Source organism: Rhodospirillales bacterium, assembly GCA_016712595.1.
In the GTDB taxonomy this organism is placed as follows: Bacteria; Pseudomonadota; Alphaproteobacteria; order Rhodospirillales; family Defluviicoccaceae; genus Defluviicoccus.
In genome coordinates, this window is record JADJQT010000001.1 from 1,169,423 (window position 1) to 1,192,789 (window position 23,367).

The 23,367-nt window shown below is 66.3% G+C and carries 21 protein-coding genes; 1 reads left to right on the forward strand and 20 read right to left on the reverse strand.

Annotated features, from left to right (window positions below; all coding sequences use genetic code 11):
- Nucleotides 1-45 precede the first annotated feature (45 nt).
- The 9 genes from ureC to urtA form a co-directional block, all read right to left on the reverse strand.
- On the reverse strand, nt 46-1,755 hold the full coding sequence (gene ureC, locus IPK66_05315; GenBank protein MBK8174700.1) for an urease subunit alpha: 1,710 nt from the start codon (nt 1,753-1,755) through the stop codon (nt 46-48).
- A 153-nt stretch (nt 1,756-1,908) separates the two neighbouring features.
- Entirely contained in the window at nt 1,909-2,223 is a 315-nt protein-coding gene (locus IPK66_05320) for an urease subunit beta (protein MBK8174701.1), read from the reverse strand.
- A gap of 13 nt (nt 2,224-2,236) precedes the next feature.
- The gene (locus IPK66_05325; protein ID MBK8174702.1) at nt 2,237-2,539 is read right to left on the reverse strand and encodes an urease subunit gamma; all 303 of its coding nucleotides are present in this window, start codon (nt 2,537-2,539) and stop codon (nt 2,237-2,239) included.
- A gap of 29 nt (nt 2,540-2,568) precedes the next feature.
- Nucleotides 2,569-3,462, reverse strand: coding sequence for an urease accessory protein UreD (locus tag IPK66_05330; protein ID MBK8174703.1), 894 nt, complete (start codon nt 3,460-3,462; stop codon nt 2,569-2,571).
- Nucleotides 3,437-4,132 carry an urea ABC transporter ATP-binding subunit UrtE gene (gene urtE, locus IPK66_05335; protein ID MBK8174704.1) on the reverse strand — a complete coding sequence of 232 codons (696 nt, stop codon included), beginning with the start codon at nt 4,130-4,132 and terminating at the stop codon, nt 3,437-3,439. The genes IPK66_05330 and urtE overlap by 26 nt, the downstream gene beginning before the upstream one ends.
- A 64-nt stretch (nt 4,133-4,196) precedes the next feature.
- Complete coding sequence (gene urtD, locus IPK66_05340; GenBank protein MBK8174705.1) at nt 4,197-4,970, reverse strand: urea ABC transporter ATP-binding protein UrtD; 774 nt, start codon at nt 4,968-4,970, stop codon at nt 4,197-4,199.
- Nucleotides 4,967-6,130 (reverse strand): urea ABC transporter permease subunit UrtC, encoded by a 1,164-nt coding sequence (urtC, locus tag IPK66_05345; protein ID MBK8174706.1) that lies wholly within the window; start codon nt 6,128-6,130, stop codon nt 4,967-4,969. Before urtC ends, urtD begins: the two co-directional genes overlap by 4 nt.
- A gap of 12 nt (nt 6,131-6,142) precedes the next feature.
- Nucleotides 6,143-7,777, reverse strand: a complete 1,635-nt coding sequence (urtB, locus tag IPK66_05350; protein ID MBK8174707.1) for an urea ABC transporter permease subunit UrtB — start codon at nt 7,775-7,777, stop codon at nt 6,143-6,145.
- Nucleotides 7,778-7,856: 79 nt separating this feature from the next.
- On the reverse strand, nt 7,857-9,149 hold the full coding sequence (gene urtA, locus IPK66_05355) for an urea ABC transporter substrate-binding protein (GenBank protein ID MBK8174708.1): 1,293 nt from the start codon (nt 9,147-9,149) through the stop codon (nt 7,857-7,859).
- Between the two features lie 434 nt (nt 9,150-9,583).
- Here urtA and IPK66_05360 point away from each other — a divergent pair, with 434 nt between their 5' ends.
- Complete coding sequence (locus IPK66_05360) at nt 9,584-11,857, forward strand: copper-translocating P-type ATPase (protein MBK8174709.1); 2,274 nt, start codon at nt 9,584-9,586, stop codon at nt 11,855-11,857.
- A gap of 3 nt (nt 11,858-11,860) precedes the next feature.
- Here the strand turns inward: IPK66_05360 and mftB are convergent, their stop codons facing one another.
- From mftB to IPK66_05415, 11 genes are all read right to left on the reverse strand, one after another.
- Nucleotides 11,861-12,211, reverse strand: coding sequence for a mycofactocin biosynthesis chaperone MftB (gene mftB, locus IPK66_05365; GenBank protein MBK8174710.1), 351 nt, complete (start codon nt 12,209-12,211; stop codon nt 11,861-11,863).
- A complete protein-coding gene (locus IPK66_05370) occupies nt 12,208-13,017 on the reverse strand; it encodes a mycofactocin-coupled SDR family oxidoreductase (GenBank protein MBK8174711.1) in 810 nt (269 codons plus the stop codon). The genes mftB and IPK66_05370 overlap by 4 nt, the downstream gene beginning before the upstream one ends.
- 76 nt (nt 13,018-13,093) lie before the next feature.
- Complete coding sequence (gene mftA / locus IPK66_05375) at nt 13,094-13,285, reverse strand: mycofactocin precursor (protein MBK8174712.1); 192 nt, start codon at nt 13,283-13,285, stop codon at nt 13,094-13,096.
- 97 nt (nt 13,286-13,382) lie between these two features.
- Nucleotides 13,383-14,924 (reverse strand): mycofactocin biosynthesis glycosyltransferase MftF, encoded by a 1,542-nt coding sequence (gene mftF / locus IPK66_05380; protein ID MBK8174713.1) that lies wholly within the window; start codon nt 14,922-14,924, stop codon nt 13,383-13,385.
- A 13-nt stretch (nt 14,925-14,937) separates the two neighbouring features.
- On the reverse strand, nt 14,938-15,735 hold the full coding sequence (gene mftE, locus IPK66_05385; GenBank protein MBK8174714.1) for a mycofactocin biosynthesis peptidyl-dipeptidase MftE: 798 nt from the start codon (nt 15,733-15,735) through the stop codon (nt 14,938-14,940).
- Complete coding sequence (locus IPK66_05390) at nt 15,732-16,601, reverse strand: hypothetical protein (GenBank protein MBK8174715.1); 870 nt, start codon at nt 16,599-16,601, stop codon at nt 15,732-15,734. The genes mftE and IPK66_05390 overlap by 4 nt, the downstream gene beginning before the upstream one ends.
- Nucleotides 16,602-16,659: 58 nt before the next feature.
- Nucleotides 16,660-16,944, reverse strand: a complete 285-nt coding sequence (locus IPK66_05395) for a ferredoxin (protein MBK8174716.1) — start codon at nt 16,942-16,944, stop codon at nt 16,660-16,662.
- Entirely contained in the window at nt 16,938-18,308 is a 1,371-nt protein-coding gene (locus IPK66_05400) for an FAD-dependent oxidoreductase (protein ID MBK8174717.1), read from the reverse strand. The genes IPK66_05395 and IPK66_05400 overlap by 7 nt, the downstream gene beginning before the upstream one ends.
- Nucleotides 18,305-19,363 carry an electron transfer flavoprotein subunit alpha/FixB family protein gene (locus IPK66_05405; GenBank protein ID MBK8174718.1) on the reverse strand — a complete coding sequence of 353 codons (1,059 nt, stop codon included), beginning with the start codon at nt 19,361-19,363 and terminating at the stop codon, nt 18,305-18,307. The genes IPK66_05400 and IPK66_05405 overlap by 4 nt, the downstream gene beginning before the upstream one ends.
- Nucleotides 19,363-21,321, reverse strand: coding sequence for a mycofactocin system FadH/OYE family oxidoreductase 2 (locus IPK66_05410; GenBank protein ID MBK8174719.1), 1,959 nt, complete (start codon nt 21,319-21,321; stop codon nt 19,363-19,365). The genes IPK66_05405 and IPK66_05410 overlap by 1 nt, the downstream gene beginning before the upstream one ends.
- Complete coding sequence (locus IPK66_05415; GenBank protein MBK8174720.1) at nt 21,322-23,295, reverse strand: NAD(P)-binding protein; 1,974 nt, start codon at nt 23,293-23,295, stop codon at nt 21,322-21,324.
- Nucleotides 23,296-23,367: the final 72 nt, after the last annotated feature.

Consider the following 23,367-nt stretch of genomic DNA (forward strand, 5'->3'; position numbering starts at 1 on the left):
CCCCCACGCGTTTCTTGCTGGCATGGCCGCTCGAACCAGCGCTTCCTAGAACAGGAAGTAGCGCTGTGCCATGGGCAGCACCGTTGCCGGCTCGCAGATCAGAAGGGCGCCGTCGGCCCGAACCTCGTAGGTCTCGGGATCGACCTCGATCGCGGGCGTGGCATTGTTCAGCACCATGTCCTTCTTGCTCAACTGGCGGGTTCCGCCCACGGCGAGGAGCGGCTTCGATAGCCCCAGCGCGTCGCCAATGCCGGACTCGTGCGCGGCCGCGCTGACGAACGTCACCGCGCTGTGCACCAGCGCGCGGCCGAAGCCCGCGAACATCGGCCGGTAATGAACGGGTTGCGGTGTCGGAATCGAGGCGTTGGGATCACCCATCGCCGCGGCGGCGATCACCCCGCACTTCAACACCAGATCCGGCTTGACCCCGAAAAACATCGGCTTCCACAGGACGAGGTCGGCGAGCTTGCCGACCTCGACGGAGCCGACGTAGGCGGCGATGCCGTGGGTCAGCGCCGGGTTGATCGTGTACTTGGCGATATAACGCTTGATCCGCAGGTTGTCGTTGCCCGGCGCTTCTCCCACCAGAGGCCCGCGCTGCTTTCTCATCTTGTCCGCGGTCTGCCAGGTGCGGATGATCACCTCGCCGACCCGGCCCATCGCCTGACTGTCGGAGGAGATCATCGAAAAGGCGCCGAGGTCGTGGAGAATGTCCTCGGCGGCGATCGTCTCGCGGCGGATGCGGCTTTCGGCGAAGGCCACGTCCTCGGGGATGCGGGCGTCGAGGTGGTGGCACACCATCAGCATGTCGAGGTGCTCGTCGAGGGTATTGACGGTGAACGGCCGTGTCGGATTGGTCGACGACGGCAGTACGTTCATCAGTCCCGCGACCTTGATGATGTCCGGCGCGTGACCGCCACCGGCTCCCTCGGTATGGAAGGCATGAATGGTGCGCCCATCGAACGCGGCGATGGTGTTCTCGACGAAGCCGGATTCATTCAACGTATCGGTGTGGATGGCGACCTGAACGTCGGTCTCCTCGGCGACCGAAAGGCAGGCGTCGATGGCGGCGGGCGTCGTTCCCCAGTCCTCGTGCAGCTTCAGCCCGCAGGCGCCGCCCACCACCTGTTCGATCAGCGCGTCCGGCTTGGTGGCGTTGCCCTTGCCGAAGAAGCCGAGGTTCATCGGCAACCCCTCGGCCGCCTGCAGCATGCGGCCGAGGTGCCAGGGGCCCGGCGTGCAGGTGGTGGCATTGGTCCCCTCCGCGGGGCCGGTGCCGCCGCCGAGCATGGTGGTGATGCCCGAATAAAGCGCGTCCTCGACCTGCTGCGGGCAGATCCAGTGGATATGTGCGTCGATCCCGCCGGCGGTCAGGATACGCCCCTCGCCGGCGATGGCCTCGGTCCCGGGGCCGATGATGATGTCGACTCCGGGCTGGATGTCCGGATTGCCCGCCTTGCCGATCCCGACGATCCGCCCGTCCTTGAGGCCGATGTCAGCCTTGATGATGCCCCAATGGTCGACGATCAGCGCGTTGGTGATCACGGTATCGACGGCGCCCTCGTCCCGGCTGCGCTGGCTCTGGCCCATGCCGTCGCGTATGACCTTGCCGCCGCCGAACTTCACCTCCTCGCCGTAGATCGTCCGGTCCGCCTCGACTTCGAGGATGAGGTCGGTATCGGCCAGGCGTACGCGATCGCCCGTCGTCGGGCCGAACATCTGGGCATAGGCGGTGCGCGAAATGGGAAAAGGCACGGGTGCTCGCTCCTCACCACGTCATGGCCGGGCTCGTCCCGGCCATCCACGCCGTCACCGTCGACAGTCGGCCGAACGGAGCCGCGTAGGTGCGCGGATCACCTCCGTGCATGACGAAAACCACAGTTGCCGGCATCATCGCCACATTGCTCCTCAGGCCTGTTCGAGCGGGCCGTCGACGAGACCATTGAAGCCGAACACCCGGCGCGCTCCGGCATAGGCGACGAGCGTGACCTCGCGGCTTTGCCCCGGCTCGAAGCGTACCGCCGTGCCGGCGGGGATATCGAGGCGGCAGCCGCGCGCCGTGGTGCGATCGAAGTCGAGCGCGGCGTTGGTCTCGAAAAAGTGGTAGTGCGAGCCGACCTGGATCGGCCGGTCGCCGCTGTTGGCGACGAGCAGCGTCACCGTGGGCCGCCCCTCGTTCAGCGTGATCGTACCCTCAGCAGGGAAGACTTCTCCGGGGATCATCGCCGTGCTCCTATCACCTGATCGGCTCGTGGACGGTCACCAGCTTGGTCCCGTCGGGAAAGGTCGCCTCGACCTGGATCTCGTGGATCATCTCGCCGACGCCCTCCATCACCTGATCGCGCGACAGCACCGTCGCGCCGTCGCGCATCAGGTCCGCGACCATGCGGCCATCGCGCGCGCCCTCGACGACGAAGTCGGTGATCAGCGCCACCGCCTCGGGATAGTTCAGCTTGACCCCGCGGGCGAGGCGTTTGCGTGCCACTTCCGCCGCCATGGAAACGAGCAGCTTGTCCTTTTCACGCGGGCTAAGATGCATCGTCTGTCCCCATGGTCCCTTTTATTCATTCATACGCACCAGACGCGCGGCAGCGCGCAGGTCCAGCCGCCCACCTGGCGGCGGAACGTCGCCCAAAATCGCCCGAAAGCAGACCGCAACACTCTGGCGTCGCGGCTCAGCCAGCGGACGATGAGCACGCCCGCGATGCAGGTGACGGCAACCGCCATTTCGCCCCCGTCCGCCTCTCCCGTCAAGTCACGGACGATGGTGACGAGCTTCGCCGCGTCGTCGGCGAGATAGATGGCGGTGGCGATGGCCGCGGCGCCGGCGAGGCAGGCGGGCGCGGCGAGCACGGCGGCGAGATCGCCGGCGCCGGCGAGCGCATCCGCCCAGACCAGCCGCCCCGCGCGGTGGACCTGCCAGGCGTCGCGAAATCGCCCCTGGGTGAGCGTCTCACCGCGGGCGCGCCGGCCGAAGACGAGGATGTCACCGGCGAGCACGCGGGCACCCGCGGCGGCGTCGATGCGCGTCGTCCGCTCGAGGCGTGCCGCTTCGAACAGGATGGTCTCCTGCGGCAGCCATTCCAGCCAGCTTGCCTCGGCGGCGTTCAGATCGATGCTCACCCGGCAGTCGGCGCCCAGCGAGCGGTAGACCTTCTCCGCCGCCTGGGCGGTCACCAGGACGTTGGCGCCGGCGCCGGCGATGACGCGCACGTCGAGGCGATCGCCGCCGACAAGCCCGCCGGTGGTGGTGACGAGCACGGCGTTCGCAAGCCCGTCGTCGGCGCTGGCGGGAAACAGCGCGCGCAGTGGGGCGCGCTGATCGAGTCCGGCAAGCCGGGTCGTTCCGGCGTCGGCGCGGAAGCGAAGATCGGCGATTCCATGGGTCGCACCGGACCGGGCGGACGCCGGACCCGCGCGCGAGGATATGCCTGGATCAGACGGTGAGATGACGACGGACATCCGCCTCCACCATCTCGGCGCCCTTGCCGGCGACGACGACCTCGCCCCGGTCCATCACCGCATAGTTGTCGGCGAGGCTGCGTGCGAAATCAAAGTACTGTTCAACCAGCAGGATGGCGAGATTACCGCGGCGGACGAGCAGGCGGATGACCCGCTCGATGTCCTTGATGATCGAGGGCTGAATGCCTTCGGTCGGCTCGTCGAGAACGAGCAGGCGCGGGCGCATGACCAGCGCCCGGGCAATGGCGAGCTGCTGCTGCTGGCCGCCGGACAGGTCGCCGCCGCGCCGTGCCAACATCGTGCGCAGCACCGGGAACAGCTCGAAGATCTCGTCCGGGACGTGGCGCAGCGATCGGGAGACGGCGGCGAACCCGGTCTTGAGGTTTTCCTCGACGGTCATCAGCGGAAAGATTTCCCGCCCTTGCGGCACGAAGGCGATGCCCCGCGCCGCCCGCTCGTAGGTCGCAAGGCGGGTAATGTCCTCGCCCTCCCAGACGATGCGCCCCGAGCGGATTCCCTGCTGGCCGACGATCGCCCGCATCAAGCTGGTCTTGCCGACGCCGTTGCGGCCCATCACGCAGGTGACCGCGTCCTTGCGCACCTCGAGGCTGACGCCGCGCAGCGCTTGCGATGCCCCGTAGAACAGATCGACGTTCTCGACGCTCAACATGCGCGCGCCTCCGCTTCACGTCGCGTCGTTTGCATCCCTTCGCCCATCCTTCGCATCGATCGCCTCATCGTCCGAGATAGACCTCGATGACCTGCTGGTTGGCCTGCACCGTATCGAGCGAGCCTTCCGCCAGCACCGAGCCCTCGTGCAGCACCGTCACGTGGCAGTCGAGGGCGCGGACGAACACCATGTCGTGCTCGACGACGACGACCGAATGGTTCTTGACGATCTCCTTGAGCAGCACCGCCGTCGCCGCGGTCTCGGCGTCGGTCATTCCCGCCGCCGGCTCGTCGATCAGCAACAAGTCGGGATCTTGCATCAGCAGCATGCCGATCTCCAGCCACTGCTTCTGGCCGTGCGATAGGGCACCGGCGAAGCGGGAGCGGTGCGCCGTCAGCGCGATGGTCTGCAACACTTCATCGATGCGGCGGCGCTGCGCGCCCGACAGGCGGAAGAACAGCGAGGCGAACGCGCCGCGCTGGCCGGTGAGCGCCAGCTCCAGATTGTCCAGGACCGTGTGGTTTTCGAACACGGTCGGCTTTTGAAACTTTCGCCCGATGCCCAGATTGGCGATGCGTGCCTCGTCGAGCTTGGTCAGATCGATGCCGCCGTTGAAAACGACCTCGCCAGTATCCGGCTTGGTCTTGCCGGTAACGACATCCATCATCGTCGTCTTGCCGGCGCCGTTCGGACCGATGATCGCGCGCATCTCACCGGCGAGGATGTAAAGGCTGAGTTCGTTTAGCGCCCTGAAGCCGTCGAAGCTGACCGTCACGCCATCGACGTAAAGGATCGTGTCCTTGCGCTCGGGGCGCGCATGAATGTGCGGTGCGGTCATCGCGCGGGCTCCTGGACCTTTCCCGTTCCCTTGCCGGTTTCAGCGGCGGCGGCCTCCGCTGGCTCGGGGATCGCCTCACGGGTCCCCCGACCGAGGATGCCGATCACGCCTTTCGGCAGAAACAGGGTTGCGGCGATGAACAGGCCGCCGAGGGCGAACAGCCAGATCTCGGGAATGGCGCCGGTCAGGTAAGTCTTCAGGTAGTTGACCAAAAGCGCGCCGAGGATGGCGCCGTGAAGCGTTCCTCGTCCGCCGATGGCGACCCAGATGACGATCTCGATCGAATTGGCGGGGGCGAATTCGGACGGATTGATGATCCCCACCTGGGGAACGTAGAGCGCGCCCGCGATCCCCGCCAGCACCGCGGAGAAGACGAAGACGAAGAGCTTATAGTACTCAACCCGGTATCCGAGGAACCGCACCCGGCTCTCCGCGTCACGGATGGCCACCAGGACCTTGCCGAGGCGCGAGGCGGTGATCAGCCGGCAAGCGGCGTAGGCGAGGGCGAGAAGAAATGCCGTCAGCGCGAATAGCGCCGCGCGCGTGGTGTCGGCCTGCAGGTCGTAGCCGAGCACGTCCTTGAAATCGGTCAGCCCGTTATTGCCGCCGAAGCCCATGTCGTTGCGGAAGAACGCCAGCATCAGCGCGAAGGTCAGTGCCTGACTGATGATCGACAGGTAAACCCCGGTCACGCGCGAGCGAAAGGCGAACCAGCCAAATACCGCCGCCAGCAGCCCCGGCACTACCATCACCATGGCGACGGCGAATGGGAAGGAATCGAACCCGTGCCAGTACCACGGCAGTTCCTTCCAGTTGAGGAACACCATGAAGTCCGGCAGCGATGCGTTGCCGTAGACACCGCGGGTGCCGATCTCGCGCATCAGGTGCATGCCGATGGCGTAGCCGCCGAGGGCAAAGAAGGCGCCATGACCGAGGCTGAGAATGCCACAGTACCCCCAGATCAGATCGACGCTGAGCGCGAGCAGGGCAAAGCACAGATACTTGCCGAGCAGACTGACGAGGTATGTCGGGATGTGCAGCGGCGAGTCGCTCGACAATGTGAGATTCGAGACCGGGACGAGGACCGCCGCAGCAATCAGTACCGCGATGGTGATCACGGCGGCGACGTTGCTGGACGAGCGGCCCGGGGTCGTGCGGATAAGGGCCACGGCTTAATTCTCCACCGCACGGCCCTTGAGCGCGAAGAGTCCGCGCGGCCGTTTTTGAATGAACAAGATGATGGCGACGAGCACGAGGATCTTGCCGAGAACGGCGCCGGCATACGGCTCGAGGAACTTGTTGACGAGCCCCAGGCTCAGTCCGCCGACGAGGGTGCCCCAGAGGTTCCCGACACCGCCGAAAACGACGACCATGAAGCTGTCGATGATATAGGACTGGCCGAGGTTGGGGCTGACGTTGTCGATCTGGCTGAGGGCGACACCGGCGATGCCGGCGATGGCCGAGCCGAGACCGAAGGTCAGGGCGTCGACCGCCCCGGTGCGGATCCCCATCGCTGCCGCCATCCGCCGGTTTTGTGTGACCGCGCGCATCTGCAGGCCGAACGCCGAGCCGCGGATGAGCAGCATCAGCAAGGCGAAGACGACGAGGCTGAAAACGATGATCCAGATGCGGTTATAGGTGAGGGTCAGGCCACCGACGAGATCGACCGCTCCACTCATCCAGCTCGGATTGCTGACCTCACGGTTGCTCGGCCCGAACACCGTGCGCACCACCTGCTGGAGGATCAGGCTGAGACCCCAGGTCGCCAGCAACGTTTCCAGCGGGCGGCCATAAAGGAAACGGATGATGCTGCGTTCGACGGCGATCCCCACCAGGCCGGTGACGACGAATGCGGACGGTACCGCCACCAGGAGCGCGTAGTCGAGGGCGCCGGGCGCGTAGGTGCGAAACAGGTCCTGGACGACGAAGGTCGTATAGGCGCCGAGCATCACCATTTCGCCGTGCGCCATGTTGATCACGCCCATCACCCCGAAGGTGATGGCAAGGCCGACGGCGGCAAGCAGAAGCACCGAGCCGAGGCTCACCCCCTGGAAGACGTTGCCGAGCAGTCCCCAGAGCGTCAGCCGCAGCTCGACATGGTCCAGCGCATCTCTCGCGGCTTTATGCACCGCCGGGTCGGTGTCGGAGGCGGCGATATTTGCCAGCAGGGAACGGACGTCGGGGTCGGGGAATCCGCGTAACGTCGCGATTGCCGCCAATCGCTGGTCCACGCCGGTCGCCGTGCTGACGCGCATCGCCGCCAGCGCCCGGTCCATCCGCTCGCGCACGCCGGTGTCGGTCTCGCGCGCCTGCGCCTTTTCGAGCAGCGGCAAAAGCGTCGCGTCCGCGGTCTTGAACACCGCGTCAGCGGCGGCACGGCGGCGATCTGCGTCCGGGCTCAGCAAGGTCAGGCCGCCGAGCGCGCCGCGCAGGACCCCGCGCAATCGGTTATTGACGGTAATCGCGTCGATGTCCGCCGGCTGTGCTTCCCCGATCTCGGCGAGAGTCAGCGGATCGCGCACGATCATCGTTCGGCCGCTGTGCTCGATGATCACCACTTTTGAATCGCTGCTGCGGACGGCGAGGTCCCCGGCCAGCATCGCGTCCAACACGGGCACGGCGCGCGGATCGCCGGTTGCCGCGAGGTCCCCGACCGCGGTGATCTTGGTGGAGAAATTGCGATCGCCGAGCGCCTGAACCAGTTGCTCGACGTCGTCGGCATCCGCGGGAGTCGCGGCTAACGCAATCAGGAATGCAGCGAAGACGGCCGATAAGAGCCGCAAATTCCAGCGCGCCGCGTGGCTCATCATCTCGATTTCCCGGTGGGAGGGCGGTGACGTGCGGATGGCCGGCCGCAAAGCGCGGCCGCCATCCGCGCTGAAGGCGTTAGAGGCCAGCCGGCACGGCTGCGCCGTATTTCGGCTTTTGGCAGTTGCCGCAGACCCAGGGGTAGGTCCAATCGGCGGTCAGCTTGGCGCTCTCCGGAATGAAGTCCGACCACGCGTCGCCGACGACTTCGCCCTTGGTCTGCCAGACGACCTGGAACTGGCCGTCCGGTTGAATCTCGCCGATCAGCACCGGCTTGGACAGGTGGTGGTTGACGTTCATCACCGCGGTGCCGCCGGTCAGGTTCTTGACCTTCTGGCCGTACATCGCCTGGCGCACGGCGTCGACATCGGTGGTGCCGGCCTGCTCGACCGCCTGTACCCACATGTTGAAGCCGATGTAGTGGGCCTCCATCGGATCATTGGTCACGCGCTTGGGGTTCTTGATGTAGGCGTGCCACTTGTCGATGAACTTCTTGTTCTCCGGCGAGTCGACGCTCATGAAGTAGTTCCAGGCCGCAAGGTGGCCGACGAGCGGCGCCGTATCGATACCGGCGAGTTCCTCCTCGCCGACGGAAAACGCGACGACCGGAATGTCTTCGGCCTTGATGCCCTGGTTTGCCAGCTCCTTGTAGAACGGCACGTTCGCATCACCGTTGATCGTCGAGACCACTGCGGTCTTCTTGCCAGCCGAGGAGAATTTCTTGACGTCGGCGACGATCGTCTGCCAGTCGGAGTGGCCGAACGGCGTGTAATTCTCCATGATGTCGTCGTCGCTCACGCCCTTAGAATGCAGGAAGGCGCGCAGAATCTTGTTGGTCGTGCGTGGATAGACGTAGTCGGTGCCAAGCAGTACCCAGCGCTTCGCTCCACCGCCTTCCTCGCTCATTAGATATTCGACGGCGGGGATGGCTTGCTGGTTCGGCGCGGCGCCCGTGTAAAAGACGTTGCGCGAGCTTTCCTCACCCTCGTATTGCACCGGGTAGAACAGCAGGCCGTCGAGTTCCTCGAAGACCGGCAACACGGACTTGCGCGAGACGGATGTCCAGCAGCCGAACACGGCGGCGACCTTATCCTTTTGCAGCAGTTCGCGTGCCTTCTCGGCGAACAGCGGCCAGTTCGACGCCGGATCGACGACGACAGGCTCAAGCTTTTTGCCGAGCAGTCCGCCCTTCTTGTTCTGGTCATCGATCAGCATCAGCATCGCGTCTTTCAGCGTCGTCTCGCTGATCGCCATGGTGCCGGAGAGCGAATGCAGAATGCCGACCTTAATGGTGTCTTCTGCTTTGGCTTGGCTGATGATGCCGACGGCCGTCATCACGGCGACGCCAAGCGCGAATAGTACCTTCTTCATTTGAGAATCTCCCTCCTCCAACCGCCCCCGATCGACACAGCGTGATAAGCACGCAAGAACAAGGCCAAGGCATCAGCCAAGACGGCGGGCTGGTGCGCGGCGCCTGTTTTTTCGCCACGTGCACAAGATTGGCGATCGCGTGGCGCCGAGCGGCGCCTCGTGGTCGGTATGATGGCGACGCCGTTGCGTAATTGGGCAGCACTGCCTATGGCGTAAGCAACCGGCGTGGCGGCGATAGGTGAGGGACCAAGGCGCCGGGTGCTCCCCCCTTGCGCGATCGCGAGAGTCCCCTGTTGGTTGCCCTCGGCGCACCGCAGTCTTAACTCCCTATTATCGGGTGGGTGCGCCGATGGGCACGCGGGGTACCCACCGAGCGCGCGATGCGGTCCGGGACGTGCCGATACGAGGAAAAGCGAATGCCCGATGACGCCGCGATGAACCGAGTTGAAATTCTCGCGCCGGATCGCGCCGCGGTTTCCCTCAATGTTACCGGCATGACCTGCGCTGCATGTGCCGGGCGAGTGGAGAAGGCGCTGCGGCGGGTTCCGGGAGTGCGCGACGCCTCGGTCAATCTTGCCATTGAGCGCGCTGAAATTGACCTCGAGCCCGGCGGCCCGGAGGCGAGCGTGCTGATCGAAACCGTCGAGCGCGCCGGTTATGGCGCCACGGAGTACGTGGCGGATGTGCCGACGGGCGAGGGGACGGCTGACGACGCTGAAGATGGACAGCAGCGTCAGGCGCGCCGCGATCTATGGTTGCTCGCCTTCTCGGCCGCGATGACGGCGCCGCTGGTCGCGCAAATGGCGGCGATGTCCCTCGGCATTGCCTGGCATATGAGCCCTTATGTCGAGGCGGCGCTGGCCAGCCTCGTGCAGTTCGTCGTCGGCGCCCGGTTTTATCGCGGAGCCTGGCGGGCGTTACGCGGCGGCTCCGGCAACATGGATGTCCTGGTGGCGCTCGGCACTAGTGCCGCCTACGCGTTCAGCTTGGCGATGCTGCTGCGGTCCGGTGAGCAGGCCGGAGGCCATCTCTATTTCGAGGGCGCGGCGGTCATCATCACCATGGTCATGGCGGGGAAATGGCTCGAGGCCCGCGCCAAGCGGGGAACGACGGCGGCGATCCGCCGGCTGATGGCGCTGCGCCCGGAAACCGCGCGGATTGAACGCGGCGGAGCGGTGGAGACCGTGCCGATCGCCCGCGTCGCGGCGGGCGACGTTCTCGTCGTCCTTCCCGGAGAACGCATTCCGGTCGATGGCAGCGTCCTTGACGGTGAGAGCGAGGTCGACGAATCCCTGATCACCGGCGAGAGCCTGCCGGTGGCAAAGCGCGCGGACGACGCGGTTACCGGTGGTGCGATCAACGGAACCGGCCGGCTGCGGATGCGCGCGGTTGCCGTCGGCGCCGATTCAACGCTCGCTCGCATCATTCGGCTGGTCGAGCACGCGCAGGTCGGCAAGGCTCCCGTGCAGCGGTTGGTTGACCGGGCCAGTGCCGTATTCGTTCCGGTCGTCATCGCGCTTGCCGCGGCGACGTTTGTCGGCTGGATGCTCGTCACCGCCGATTTCGAGGCGGCGCTGATCGCCGCGGTTTCGGTTCTGGTGATCGCCTGCCCGTGCGCGCTCGGTCTTGCCACACCCACGGCGCTCGTCGCCGGCACCGGTGCCGCCGCGCGGGCGGGTGTGCTCATCCGCGACATCGAAGCGCTGGAACGGGCGCACCGGATCGATACGGTTGTTTTTGACAAGACGGGAACGCTGACCCTTGGGCAGCCAAAGGTTATTCAGATCGAGCCCATCGAGCGGGACTCGACGGAGGTACTCGCGGCGGCGGCGGCGATTCAGGCCGGCAGCGAGCACCCGCTGGCCAAGGCGGTTCTGGATTACGCCGGTGAGCGGGGCATATCGCCCTCGCCGGCGGAGGCGGTGCGCAGTCGCCCGGGCATGGGAGTGATCGGTCGCATCGGCGGCGTGACGGTCGCGATCGGCAATCGCGCCCTCATGGATGGCGAGGGCATCGGGCTCTCGGCCGATATCGAAGCGCACCTCGCCGCAATGGAATTGGCGGGGCGCACTCCGGCCATGGTCGCCATCGGCGGAACGGTCGCCGGTATCCTTGGAATCGCCGATCCACTTCGCGCGGAAGCGCGCGTCGCCGTCGCGGCGTTGAAGGCACGACGGATCGAAACGCGGATGCTGTCGGGCGATACCGAGCGCATCGCCGCCGCCGTCGCCCGCGAGCTCGGGCTTGACGCGGCGCGCGGTTCCGTGCGCCCGGACGGGAAGGCGGCTGCCGTCAGTGCCATTCGCAGCGAAGGCAAGGTGGTGGCGATGGTCGGTGACGGCATCAACGACGCACCGGCGCTGGCGGCGGCGGACGTTGGCATCGCCATGGGAACCGGCACCGATGTCGCCATGGAGACCGCCGGAATTACCTTGATGCGACCCGACGTACGCCTGGTTCCGGCGGCGCTCGACGTCTCGCGGGCGACGTGGCTGAAGATCCGCCAGAACCTGTTCTGGGCATTCGTCTACAACCTCGTCGGCCTGCCGCTCGCCGCCGCGGGCGAACTCAGCCCGGCGCTGGCAGGCGCGGCGATGGCGCTCAGCTCGACCTGCGTCGTGTGCAATTCGCTGCGCTTGCGCGCATGGCGTCCCCGGCGGACGACCGGCACAGATCGGCGCGGGATGGCCGCGGCGGCGCGCGCCTGACCCTCAGCGGTGGGTGAGCCCGGTTGACGGAGATGTCGGCACGGACGCAAGGGGACTTGCCGGCCCGGCGGACGGATCGGTGTCGCGGACAAGAAGGCCCATGCGTTCAAGCTGCGCCACGCTGTCGAGCAACGGCTTGACCTGCTCCGCCGTCAGGCCTTGGCTTTGCACGAATGCATGGGCGGCGTCGACGAGCGAAGAGCTGTCATCAAGCCCGAGGAGAAAATCAGCGGCGATGCGCGAATGGATGAAGTAGAGACGGCGGTTGTCGTAGCGATAGATCAGCCCGCCGAAGCGCTCGGCGCGGATCGCAACGCCGGCTGCAAGTCGAACCCGTCCGTCCTGCGTCGTCATTTCAGCATCCTTCCCGCATCCACTTTCAACGTATGTCCGGTTACGTAACGCGCGTCATCGGAGGCGAGCCACAGCGCGGCGCTGGCGACATCCATCGCCTCGATGAGCTTCACCGGCAGGGAGTGGCCGGTGAAGATGAAATCGACGAGCTCGTGCCGCGCCATTCCCGCCGCCTGGGCCATCCCGGTGATGATGTCGGTATTCACCGCGGTCGGGTGTAGGGTATTCACCGTGATGTTGTAGGGAGCCAGTTCCTGGGCCAGGGACTTGGCCAGCCCGACAATTCCCCACTTCGAGGCGCAGTAGTGCGCCATGCCGGGTTCGCCCCGCAGCCCGGCGACGGACGATGTCATGAGGATACGCCCGCCGGTGTTCTGCGCCAGCATGCGCGGCACCACGTACTTTACCGCCAGCCAGCAGCCCTTGAGATTGACGTCGAGCATGATGTCCCACCACTCTTCGGTGATGTCCCAGCACAACGCCATGTCGGCGATGCCGGCATTGCAGACGAGAATATCGATGTGGCCGAGTGTGCCGACCGTCTCCGCGACCGCCCGCTCCATGTCCTCGGCGCTGCGGACGTCGGCTTCGATGCGCAACGCCTTGCGCCCGAGTTCGCCCACCTGCCTGACCGTCTCGGCGAGATCATCGGTGGTGGCAAGCGGATAACGGGGGTAGGAGAGCTGGCGGCAGATATCGAGCGCCGCGATGTCGGCCCCCTCCCGGGCCATCGTCACCGCGTGCGCGCGCCCCTGGCCGCGGGCGGCGCCGGTGATCAGAGCGACCTTGCCGTCAAGCTTGCCCATTTGGACCTCCTGCCGGCTGTCATGCGCCGCGACCGCGCGGGCGTAAACCGGCCACGGCCGCGTGCGCTGGCGAGGATCAGTAAACGCCGCACATCCCGTCGATGCTGACTTCCTCGATGACGACTTCCTCGAGAATGCGCAGTTTGTCCGACGGCGGCACGGTGATTGCGACAGGCGCTGAAGGTGGCGGCGTCAAGCCGGCTGCCGCGTTTCCGCCAGGCGTTTCGGTATCGACGTTCGTTCCGTCGCTTTCGTATTCCTTGAGCATTTTTCCTACCTCCGTTGGACGTATCATTGTCCGTCGTGGCGTGCGGCGCCGAACGCCCGATCGCTCCGCGAGCGCCGCTTGAGTGTTGCACCGCACGTCACCGTTCCCACCGCACGCGCGGCAGAAACGGGCGAAGCGTGCGGCGCCGCAGGCATCCACGCCAAACACCCAGTTGATAAGCCGCCATTTCCAGCCAGTACAGACCGACGAACGTCGAAGGTGCGAGCGGTGGGCGCAGTCGGCGATAATCGATGACGGGCGCGGTGAGCAGCAGAACCGCGATCGCCGGGAGCAGGGCGGGCACAACAAGTCCGGCGGCGAGAAGTATGAGCCCCTCATAGCGCACGGTGCTGGCGCTCAGGTGATAGAGCGCGGCGCCGTGCTCGCGCAGGAGCGCCGCACCGACGTCGCCAAGGGAGACGAGGAGGCCCATGCCGCGCAAACGGCTCCACTTCGCCCGTACCTCGAAGGCGACGATGGCGGCGATCAGCATCGTCCCTGCCAGGGCCAGCGGCGGAGAAACCAGGGCGATCGTCACGGTGGCGAGGGCCAGGAGCGAAACGCGCGGCAGGCGCAAGGTGCGCCGATTTTGCCGATGACGACACTGCAGGTCTGCCTCCGACGAGGCGTAATCGGCGCGGCGGGCGAGCAGCGCGCCCAGGCGATCGCGATGATGATGGACGATCCGGCCCTGCGGTTCGTACCAGGCGCTGTGGCCGCGTTCGAGCACGCGCCAGATGAAATCGACGTCCTCGCCGAGCTGCATTTCGCTGGCGAACCCGCGCTCGGCGAGCAGAATGTCGCTGCGAACGATTAGGTTGCAGGTCGGCAGATAGGCGATCGCCTCATTCGGCCCGACCGGCCCGGCATTCGGCCCCATATCAAGCGGCGAACGGACGGTCTCGAATGCGGCGATGCGCCCGTCCGGGGGCGGCGCTATGACCCTCCCGCCGACGATGCCGATCCTCGGATCAGCGAAATGCGGCACAAGCACCCGCAACCACGCGGGGTCGGCCTCACAGTCGTTGTCGATGAACGCCACCAGCTCTCCTTCCGCCTCGGCGGCGGCGCGGTTGCGCGCGGCGGACGGGCCGATGTTGCGCGCGCAGCGCAGGAGGCGGATCGGCAGATCGCCAAGGACCGTGCGGAGCGGCGGCTCGGATGCGTCGTCGACGACGAGGATCTCGCGCTCGCCCGGATAGTCGATCGCGAGCAGGGATTCGACGCACCTCCGGCTCGCCGCCGGGCGATTGCGTGCGGCGACGATGATCGTTACCCGCGGCCAGCGGACGAGGGCTGCCGGCGTGCGGATGAGCAGGCGGCGGCAAACGAGGGAGTCAAGGAAGGTCGCCGCTTCGCGCGCCGAGACACCCGGCACGCGCCGCGCGACCTCGGTTGCGGTGCTCCCCTGTCCGAGCGCGGAAAGCAGCGAAAATGCCAAGGCGCTCAGGCGCATTGCCAGCAGCGGACGTGCCGAAAACAGGACACCGCTGCCGACCTGTGCATGCGTCCGGTCGGCGACGAGTTCGAGGTTCGGCTGAAGCGCATAGCGCGCCCCATCGGCGGCGCACAAGTTGACCAGCGCACCGCTCGCGGCCGTCGCCGACGGTTCAGCAACGCGCGCCCCGGCTTCGATCATCCGTCTGTCCCGGTCATGCGGTTGCCCCGCTCATCGGTGGGTCCCGATCCTTCGCCGCCGCCGAACTCGCGGAATGGGCCAGGCATCGCCGGTAGTCGGCGATTTCCTGAGCCAAGTAGCGCTCCCCGCGCGAGCCGTCGGCATATCGGGCGTCCCCCAGCGTGCCGGTGGGTGTTATCGGGCGCAGTCCGGCGTCGATGAGCCTGGACATGAGGTCGTCGGCCGGCCCGACATACCCCGCGACGATGCGTTCCCGACGGACCAAATCGGGACGCAGGCAGAGCATCTCGGAGGTCTCGCCCTCGCCGGCGTGCAGTCCCAGTGCCTCGGGTGAAATCCCGTCCGCTCGCGCGATGGCGATCAATGCCGCCGACGCGGCGGTGGAGCAGCCGAGGGGCCGAACCTCGAGCTCGGGCAGTTCATCGCCAAGGCGCGCGCACGCGCTCTCGATCGCGCGGACATTGCCGCCGTGGGCCGAGAGCAGCACCAGCCGGCGCACGCCCCAGCCGCTCATCCGCCGCGCGCAATCGACGATGACGCTGGCGAGGGTCTCATGCTCGAGGCTCAGCAGTCCGGCGAACCCGATGTGCTCGTCGGAGCAGCCGATCGGCAGCGCCGGTGCGATGATCGCGTCCGTAAGGTGCGCTGCGAGGCGTTCTGCCAGCGCCTGCGCACGGACGGTATCCGTGCCCATCGGCAGGTGCGGACCATGCTGTTCGGTCGCGCCCAGCGGCAAGATCACCGTGCGAGCTCCGTCAGCGACGGCCTCGGCCACCTCCGGCCAGGTCTGATCGGCGAGGTGATTGGTCACACCGTCTCGTCCAGGAAGCCACGCGCGCGCAGGAAGGCGATGATCGCATCGGCCATGTCCTCGGGCGATCCCTCGATGATCTCACTCGCCTTCTGGGCGATTCCGGCGGACATGATCTGGGCGATGCGTTCTTCGGGGGACAGGCTGCTGTCGGGAATGAAGATCGTTCGCGGCCGGGGTCGCGGTGGCATCGCCGCATGCACCGTCGATGACGGAAACGCCAGATCGAGCGGGGAAAGGCCGAGATCGGGCAGGTCACGCGCGGGGATGGCCGCCCGTTTCGCCTGCATCAGGCCGGGCAGGCTCGCATAGCGCAAGCGGACGCCGCCGGCGGCGAGGCCGAGGACCGCCGGCATGGTGACTTCCCCCTCGGAGCGGGCGCCACGATCAAGGCGCCGGTGAAAATGAACGCGCGCGGCATCGACGCTGAGCTCGGTGATCTCGGTGACGACGGGCCAGTTCAGGTATTCGCCCAGCAATGCCGGAATTTTCCCCGAACCGCGCTCCAGGCTGCGGCCGCCGCACAGCACCAGATCGGGCAGGCCTTCGGTGCGCAGGGCCGCCGCGATGAGAATGGAGGTGACGGCGGGCTTGGTGCCCGATCGTCCCTCGTCCCACAGGCGCAGCACCCGATCGGCGCCGACGGCGAGCGCCTCGCGCAGCACCGTTTCAGCCTCGATGGGACCCACGGTCAGCGCACTTAACGTATCGCCCGTGGCGCGCAGGCGCAGCCCCATCTCCAAGGCAACGGCATCCGCCGGGTTAAGAATGTGGAGCGTGCGGCCGCTATCGATCTCGCCGGTCAGGGGATCGACCTCGATCGTATCCGGGTCGGGAACATAGGTAAGGCAGACGGCGATATGCATTTCTGGCCCTTTTTCTCCGATCGGCCGGTTGCCGGGCGAGGCGAAACCATCCGTAGCTTCAGGATTCGCGGAACGTCACGCCGTATCCGCCATCGGGATAGTCCCAGCGCAGGGCACCTTCCTTGCTGCAGACGATGAAGCATGTGCCGCATTCGAAGCATTGCTCGTAATTGAACAACACACTGCCGTCGCCAAGCGGCACGAAAAGATTGGCGGGGCAGACATAGACACAGGCACGGACCGAGCAGGTTTTGCATTTATCCGGATCGACAACGATATGTGGTTTGTCGTCGACCCTGAAGCGGGTCGTATGCATCTTTTCTTCGTGGGTGGTCATTACCATAGGTAGGCCCTCGCAACCTTGTAAAGGTCGGACAGAACGTGCCGTGACTTTACTTTATACTGTCGCATCACCTTGAACGAGAGCGGCAGAATCTTCTGCTTCGCCTGCCCGTTGACCTGGAAGAGCATTTCGGTGCCGTGGGCGACAAGGTCGGGATAGAGGTTCTGCAAGCGGTTGCCGTTGACGAAGCCAGGCGCGTGCTTGAAGGCGCGGAAATCGGTGAAGACGTTGTGCGGCCATAAAAGCTCGGTATAGCGAGCGAGCGTATGCTTGCCGAAGTCGCGGCAGGCGCAGGCATGGATCGCCGCCTTGGCGGCGGCGATGCCCGACTGCATCGCGTAGTTGATGCCCTCGATGTAAAGGCCGGTGGCGAGGCAGAAGCCTGCCGCGTCGCCGGCTATCAGCATGCCGGGTGCGACAAGCTGAGGCATCATCTTCCAGCCGGCTTCGGGGATCAGGTGCGCCGAGTACTCGCGCAGTTTGCCGCCGCGCACCAGCGGGGCGACCGCGGGATGGGACTTGAAATGTTCGAGGATATCGTAAGGGCGCTTCTTCGCCTCGACGAGGGATGAAACCTGTCCGATGATGCCGACCGAGAGCGACGACTTGTTGGTATAAAGAAACGCTCCGCCGCGCACGTCCTGGGTGACGGCGCCTACGTATTCGTAGGCCACGCCCTCGTTGCCGGTGAGATGAAAGCGCTCGCGAATGACTGCCTCGTCGAGGCCGAGGACCTCCTTGACGCCGAGCGAAACCTCGTGGTCGTGCAGATCGCGCTGCAATCCCGCCTTCTTGGCAAGCCAGGAATTCACGCCATCGCAGGCGATGACGACATCGCCTCTGACCTCGCCATGCTCGCGCCTGACCTTGATGCCGACGACGCGGCCGCGTTCCTTGATGACGTCGTCGACGACGGTGGAGGTCAGCAGGAAGGCGCCGGCGGCCTCCGCCTGGGCCGCGAACCAGCGATCGAATTTCGGCCGCAAGATGGTGAACGCGTTGTAGGGCGGCTCGACATAACCCGCCGCGGCCGAGCGAAAATCCATCGAAACCGCGGTCGTCTCCGACATCAGCACCAGATCGCGGCGGCAGACGTACCGCTCGACCGGCGCTTTTTCCCACCAGTTCGGGATCAGCTCGTTCAGCACGGCACTGCCATAGAAGCAGGCACCCGAGACGTTTTTCGCGCCCGGATATTCGCCGCGTTCGACCAGAAGCACCTTCAGGCCGGCGCGTGCCGCGACCAGCGCGGCGGCGCTGCCGGCGGGTCCAGCGCCGACGACGATGACATCGAAATGCTCGTCGGGGGGCGTCGTCATGTCGCTCGCTGCGGTTACGAACGAACGGGAGTGGTCGGGGCTCATCGGCCGGTTACCTGAAGTTGCAGTGGAGCTATCGTCGTCGGACGGGAAGGAATGGGTTCCTCGCCCGTCGTGATCTCGCGCAGCTTGCGAATGAGGATCGGGACGATCTGGTGAAGATCGCCGACGATTCCGAGGTCGGCCGTCTTGAGCATCGGCGAGGTACGGTCGATGTTGATCGCGATGATCGTCTCGGCGCCGCCGATGCCGGCGAGGTGCTGTCCCGCGCCCGAAACACCCAGCGCGATATAAAGCTTGGGCGAGACGATGCGCCCGGTGATGCCGATGAACCGGTCAGACGGCAGCCATCCGCGATCGGCGACGACGCGGGTGCCGCCGAGTGAGGCGTGCAGTTCGTCCGCCAGTTCCTGGAGCTGCGCCACGCCGTCCGGTCCGCCCACGCCAAGGCCACCGGAAACGATCCGCTCCGCCTCGCTGAGATCGACGTCGTGCGGATCGGGTGGCAGGGTGCGCAGCGTGCGGTCGCGCAAGGAGGCGACGTCCAACGCGGGCGTGATGCGCACGATCTCCGCCCCCGGGTTGGCGCGTGGGGCGCCAAGTCCACGGACTCCGGGCGCGAGCATCACCATGACCGGCATTCCGCGCGACCAGATCTGGCGCTCGTGCAGCTTTCCGTCGTGGCTGATCCGGTAGATCTCGGGATAGCCGTCCTCGATCATCTTGGCGCGGATGCAGCCGGTGGCGAGCGGAACGCGCCAGCGGGCGGACAGGCGCGGCAGCCAAGTACGACCGTAGCCGCTGTCGGGTGCCAGCGTCAGCGCCGGGCGTGCAGCCCGCAGCAGCGGCGCCAGGGCCGCCAGCCAGCCGTCGGCACTGAACTGGGCGAGTGCCGGATGCTCGACGACCGTAACCCGGTCAGCGCCGTGGGCGACGAACTCATCGGCCAGCGGAGCGATGTCGTACCCGGCAAGGAGCACCTCGACGCCCGCTCCCAGGCCATCGGCGATTTCCCGCGCTTCTTCAACGCATTCGAGGCTCGACAGCGTGACTTCGCCGTGCGCGGTCTCAGCGACGACAACGATGGGCGGCTGTGCCATCAGATGGCCCTCCCTGCCTTTTCGCCTTCGATGATCGCGGCGTGCGCCCGGCGCGGTGAAACGCAATCGCCGATCCGGTGCAGATCCTGCACGCGCCCCTTGAGCGCCGAGTAAAGGGAGCAGTTCGCCTTGCGGTGAATCGCCAGCACGATGGTATCGACTTTGGGGAAATGGACGATCTGGCCGCTGTAGTTGTGAAGTGCCGTAACGACGCCGTCCTCAATGCTGAGGACGGAATGGTTCGGCGTGCAGGTAATCTTGAGGCGCCGCGCCTGGCGGTACCAGTTCTCAAGATCGAGGGTCACGCCCAGATCCTGGCCAACATAGAGCGTGGGGGTCACCACCTCGACCGCGACCCCCTGCTCGGCGAGGAATTCGGCGGTGCTGGTGGCTTCGTGAAAGCCGAGCCGGTCGATGATCAGGGCCTGCTTACCGGGCTTGACCGTCCCCGACAGGATGTCGGTGACGTCGGCCACCTCGGTCCCGTCGCTGCCGGGAATGGCGCCGCGATCCACCGTCGATCCGGTGGCGATCACCACCGCGTCCGGCTTCTCCGCAAGGACGAGCTCGGCAGTCGCCTCGGCGCCGGTGCGCACCTCGATCTGAAGCTGTTCGACCTCGTGCAGCAGGTTGCGCACGATGTCGCCAAACTCAGTGCGGTTGGTGACGCGCGAGGCCCAGACGACCTGCCCGCCCAGTTGCGCCGCCTTTTCCAGCAGCGTCACCCGATGCCCGCGACGGGCGGCGATCACCGCGGCTTTCAGTCCGGCCGGACCGCCGCCGACGACGATCACGCGCTTCGCCTCCTTTACGCGCTGCAGCGTGCCGATGCCGAGTTCGCGCTCGCGCCCCGTCGCCGGTGTTTCGATGCAGCCGAGCCAGCGGTTGAGGCCCATCCGGCCGACGCATTCCTGATTGCAGGAAAGGCACAGGCGGATGTCGTCGGCCCTTCCCTCGCGTGCCTTGCGGGCAAACTCGGGATCGGCGATCTGCGCGCGGACGATGCCGACGAGATCGGCGTGCCCCTCGACGAGGAGGCGTTCCGCCTGGATCGGATCCTTAACCCGCCCGACTCCGATCACCGGCAGGCGCACCGCCTTGCGGATCGCCGACGGGATGAACATCGCGTAGTTCGGCGGGATGCGCATCGACGCCTCGATCATGTAGAGCGTCTGCGTCGCGGTGCCGATGCTGGTGTTGATGACGTCGATCTGGCGGTCCTCCTCGAGGATGCGCGCGAGCGCCACCGCTTCGTCGATGGTGATGCCATCACGGATCAGTTCATCACCGCACAGCCGGACGCTGATGACATACTCGCGGCCGACCGCCACGCGGATGGCGGCGATGATTTCCCGCAGGAGCCGCGCCCGGTTTTCCAGACCGCCACCATATTCGTCGGATCGCCGGTTGGTGTTGCGCGACAGGAACTGGCGAACGATCGAGGAATGCGAGCACTGCAACTCGACCCCGTCGAAGCCGCCCTTGCGGGTGTATGCGGCGACGGTGGCGTAACCGTCGATGATCTGCTGGATTTCCTCTTTTTCAACCGCCTTCGGCACCTCGCGAAACAACGGATCGGCCAAGGCCGATGGCGCCCAGGCGGGCAGGCGGGTGAACATCCCGCTGCTTTGACCGCCGTTGTGGTTGATCTGCGCCAGAATCGGCACGCCCTCGGCGTGGACCATCTCGGTGATTCGCCGGTAGCCGGGAATGACCTTCGGATTGAACGCGTGGATAAGCTTCTCGTATGGATGATCGGTCGGGTGCGTCGAGTGCTCTTCGGTGATGATCAGTCCGGTCCCGCCGCGCGCGCGCTCGCGGTAATAGTAGGCATGGCGATCGGTCGGCATGAAGTCTTCGGCATAGTTGGTCAGGTGCGCCGAGAAGACGATGCGGTTCTGGACGGTGACGCTGCCGATCTTCAGCGGGGTGAAGAGGAACCGGGACGGAGTACTCATCTACACCTCCCTCCCGGCACGGTAGCCTTCGAGGATCGCCTGGCTCAGATAGCGCGGTGCGACGCAGTCTCCGGCGCGGAACACCCGTCTCCCTTCATCCTTCAGCGCGTAGTAAAGATCTTCGTCGGGGACTTCGGGGGCGACGGCGACGACAAGGTCGACGTCATCAATCGTCATCGTTTGTCGGTCAAATCGATCGGCGCCGATCACTGTCCGCCCGACGATGCGCTGGACGTCGACCTGCGGGCGAAAGGCGATTCCCTTGGCGCAGGCCCGCTGGTTCCACGGCGTGAGTTCCATCGACGCCGTGAGCTTCTGGCCGACGAACATATCGCTTGTCACCACCTCGACCCGCCAGCCATGTTCGGCGAGCCATTCGGCGACTCCCATGCCGATTGTATCGCCGACGGAATCGAGGACCACCGCCTTGCCCGCCTCCACGGCCACGTTGCCGGCCAGCACCTGGCGCGGGCCGACCACCGTGGCTCCGTCGCTTCCCGGCGAGAACGGCGCGGCTCGTCCGCCGGTGGTAACGATGACCGCGTCGGGGTCTTCCTCGCGCACGCGTTCAGGCGTAACGGCGATACCGGTGCGGATGATCACCTGCAGCTTGCGCACCTGGTCTTCCAGCCAGTCGACGGCGAGACCGAGCCGATCTCGCCCGGGCGCCATCGCCGCGAGGCGCACGGCCCCGCCTGCCTGTTCGCTTTTTTCCCAAACGGTGACCGCGTGACCGCGAAGGGCGGCGACCCGCGCCGCTTCCAGGCCCGCCGGCCCGGCGCCGACGACCATCACGCGGTAATGCATCGGCGCCCGGGTCAACGGCGCGAACTCCGGTGTTCCCTCGTACCCGGCGGCGGGATTGTTGACGCAGCTCAGCCGGGGGTTCTGTACCATGCCGACGATATTGTCCTGGTTGGACAGCAGGCATGGCCGCACCGCTTCACTGCGGCCCTCACGCACCTTCACCGCAAGGTCGGGATCAGCGATCAGCGCGCGGGTCATCTCGACCGCGTCGGCGGTTTCGTGCTCGATAAGGGACATCGCTGTCTGCGCATCGGCGATGCTGCCTTGCGCGATCACCGGCACCGCGACCGCCGCCTTGATGCCGGCGGCAAGGTGCGCGGCGAAGGCGGGCGGCATATATAGCCCCGGCCGTGTCAAGTGCGCGGAATAGATGCTGCCGCTGGTCACGCTGATGAAATCCACCCGTCCCTCGCTGGCGGCAAGCAGCGCTGCGATCTCGGACGCGTCCTCCGGCTTGATCCCCGCCCAAGGCGCGTATTCGTCGCCGACGAGCCGCAAGCCAAGCACCGGTTCGGGCCCCATCTCCTCGCGCACGGCGCGGATGACGGCGCGCACCAGGCGCAGCCGGTTCTCCAGGCTTCCACCGTGCCCGTCGCTGCGATGGTTGGTAAGCGGCGAGATGAACTGGCGCAGGAGGCTGTCCTGCCCGGCATTGATCTCGACGCCGTCAAGCCCGCCATCAATCGCGTACCGGGCCGCGGCAACGAAGCCTTCGATCACCGCGGCAATGTCCTCGACCTCCATTTCCTTCGGCAGTTCGCGGCTGTTGACCTCCGGGACCGGAGACGGCGCCCATAGCGGCAGCTGGCTGACATGGCTGCTGCCCTGCATGCCACTGTGGGTGAGATGGGCGAGGGCAAGCGCCCCATGCCGGTGGATCGCCTCGGCGACCAGGCGGTAGCCATCGACGACCTCTTTGTCATAGCCGAAGATCGCGTACTCGTAGGGTCGGTCGGAGGGATGGACGACACTGCCTTCGAGCACGATCACACCGGTACCGCCAGCGGCGCGCGCGGCGTAATAGGTGGCATGGCGCTTTTCAAACCGGTTGTGCGTCGCGAAGTTCGTCTGATGCGTACCAAAGACAATCCGGCTCGGGGCCGTTCGCCGTCCCAGGATCAGCGGCGTGAACAGGCTCGCCGCTTCGTTCTCTCGCAGCTTGATCATCGCGCCCTCGCCTTTTTCCCGCCGCCTCCCATGCCGTCCGCTATGCCTGCGCCTTCTCGGCGCTGGCGTCCG

Excerpts from the sequence above, each read along its gene's own strand:
- mftA (MBK8174712.1), bottom strand. The coding sequence starts at position 13,285 with ATGCTCAAGGAATACGAAAGCGACGGAACGAACGTCGATACCGAAACG.
- IPK66_05325 (MBK8174702.1), bottom strand. The coding sequence starts at position 2,539 with ATGCATCTTAGCCCGCGTGAAAAGGACAAGCTGCTCGTTTCCATGGCG.
- IPK66_05330 (MBK8174703.1), bottom strand. The coding sequence starts at position 3,462 with ATGTCCGTCGTCATCTCACCGTCTGATCCAGGCATATCCTCGCGCGCG.
- IPK66_05410 (MBK8174719.1), bottom strand. The coding sequence starts at position 21,321 with ATGAGTACTCCGTCCCGGTTCCTCTTCACCCCGCTGAAGATCGGCAGC.
- IPK66_05360 (MBK8174709.1), top strand. The coding sequence starts at position 9,584 with ATGAACCGAGTTGAAATTCTCGCGCCGGATCGCGCCGCGGTTTCCCTC.
- mftF (MBK8174713.1), bottom strand. The coding sequence starts at position 14,924 with ATGATCGAAGCCGGGGCGCGCGTTGCTGAACCGTCGGCGACGGCCGCG.
- urtB (MBK8174707.1), bottom strand. The coding sequence starts at position 7,777 with ATGAGCCACGCGGCGCGCTGGAATTTGCGGCTCTTATCGGCCGTCTTC.
- IPK66_05395 (MBK8174716.1), bottom strand. The coding sequence starts at position 16,944 with ATGGTAATGACCACCCACGAAGAAAAGATGCATACGACCCGCTTCAGG.
- mftB (MBK8174710.1), bottom strand. The coding sequence starts at position 12,211 with ATGACGACGCAGGACGGACGGGTTCGACTTGCAGCCGGCGTTGCGATC.
- urtD (MBK8174705.1), bottom strand. The coding sequence starts at position 4,970 with ATGACCGCACCGCACATTCATGCGCGCCCCGAGCGCAAGGACACGATC.
- IPK66_05390 (MBK8174715.1), bottom strand. The coding sequence starts at position 16,601 with ATGCATATCGCCGTCTGCCTTACCTATGTTCCCGACCCGGATACGATC.
- IPK66_05405 (MBK8174718.1), bottom strand. The coding sequence starts at position 19,363 with ATGGCACAGCCGCCCATCGTTGTCGTCGCTGAGACCGCGCACGGCGAA.
- IPK66_05320 (MBK8174701.1), bottom strand. The coding sequence starts at position 2,223 with ATGATCCCCGGAGAAGTCTTCCCTGCTGAGGGTACGATCACGCTGAAC.
- IPK66_05415 (MBK8174720.1), bottom strand. The coding sequence starts at position 23,295 with ATGATCAAGCTGCGAGAGAACGAAGCGGCGAGCCTGTTCACGCCGCTG.
- urtE (MBK8174704.1), bottom strand. The coding sequence starts at position 4,132 with ATGTTGAGCGTCGAGAACGTCGATCTGTTCTACGGGGCATCGCAAGCG.
- IPK66_05400 (MBK8174717.1), bottom strand. The coding sequence starts at position 18,308 with ATGAGCCCCGACCACTCCCGTTCGTTCGTAACCGCAGCGAGCGACATG.
- urtA (MBK8174708.1), bottom strand. The coding sequence starts at position 9,149 with ATGAAGAAGGTACTATTCGCGCTTGGCGTCGCCGTGATGACGGCCGTC.
- IPK66_05370 (MBK8174711.1), bottom strand. The coding sequence starts at position 13,017 with ATGGGCAAGCTTGACGGCAAGGTCGCTCTGATCACCGGCGCCGCCCGC.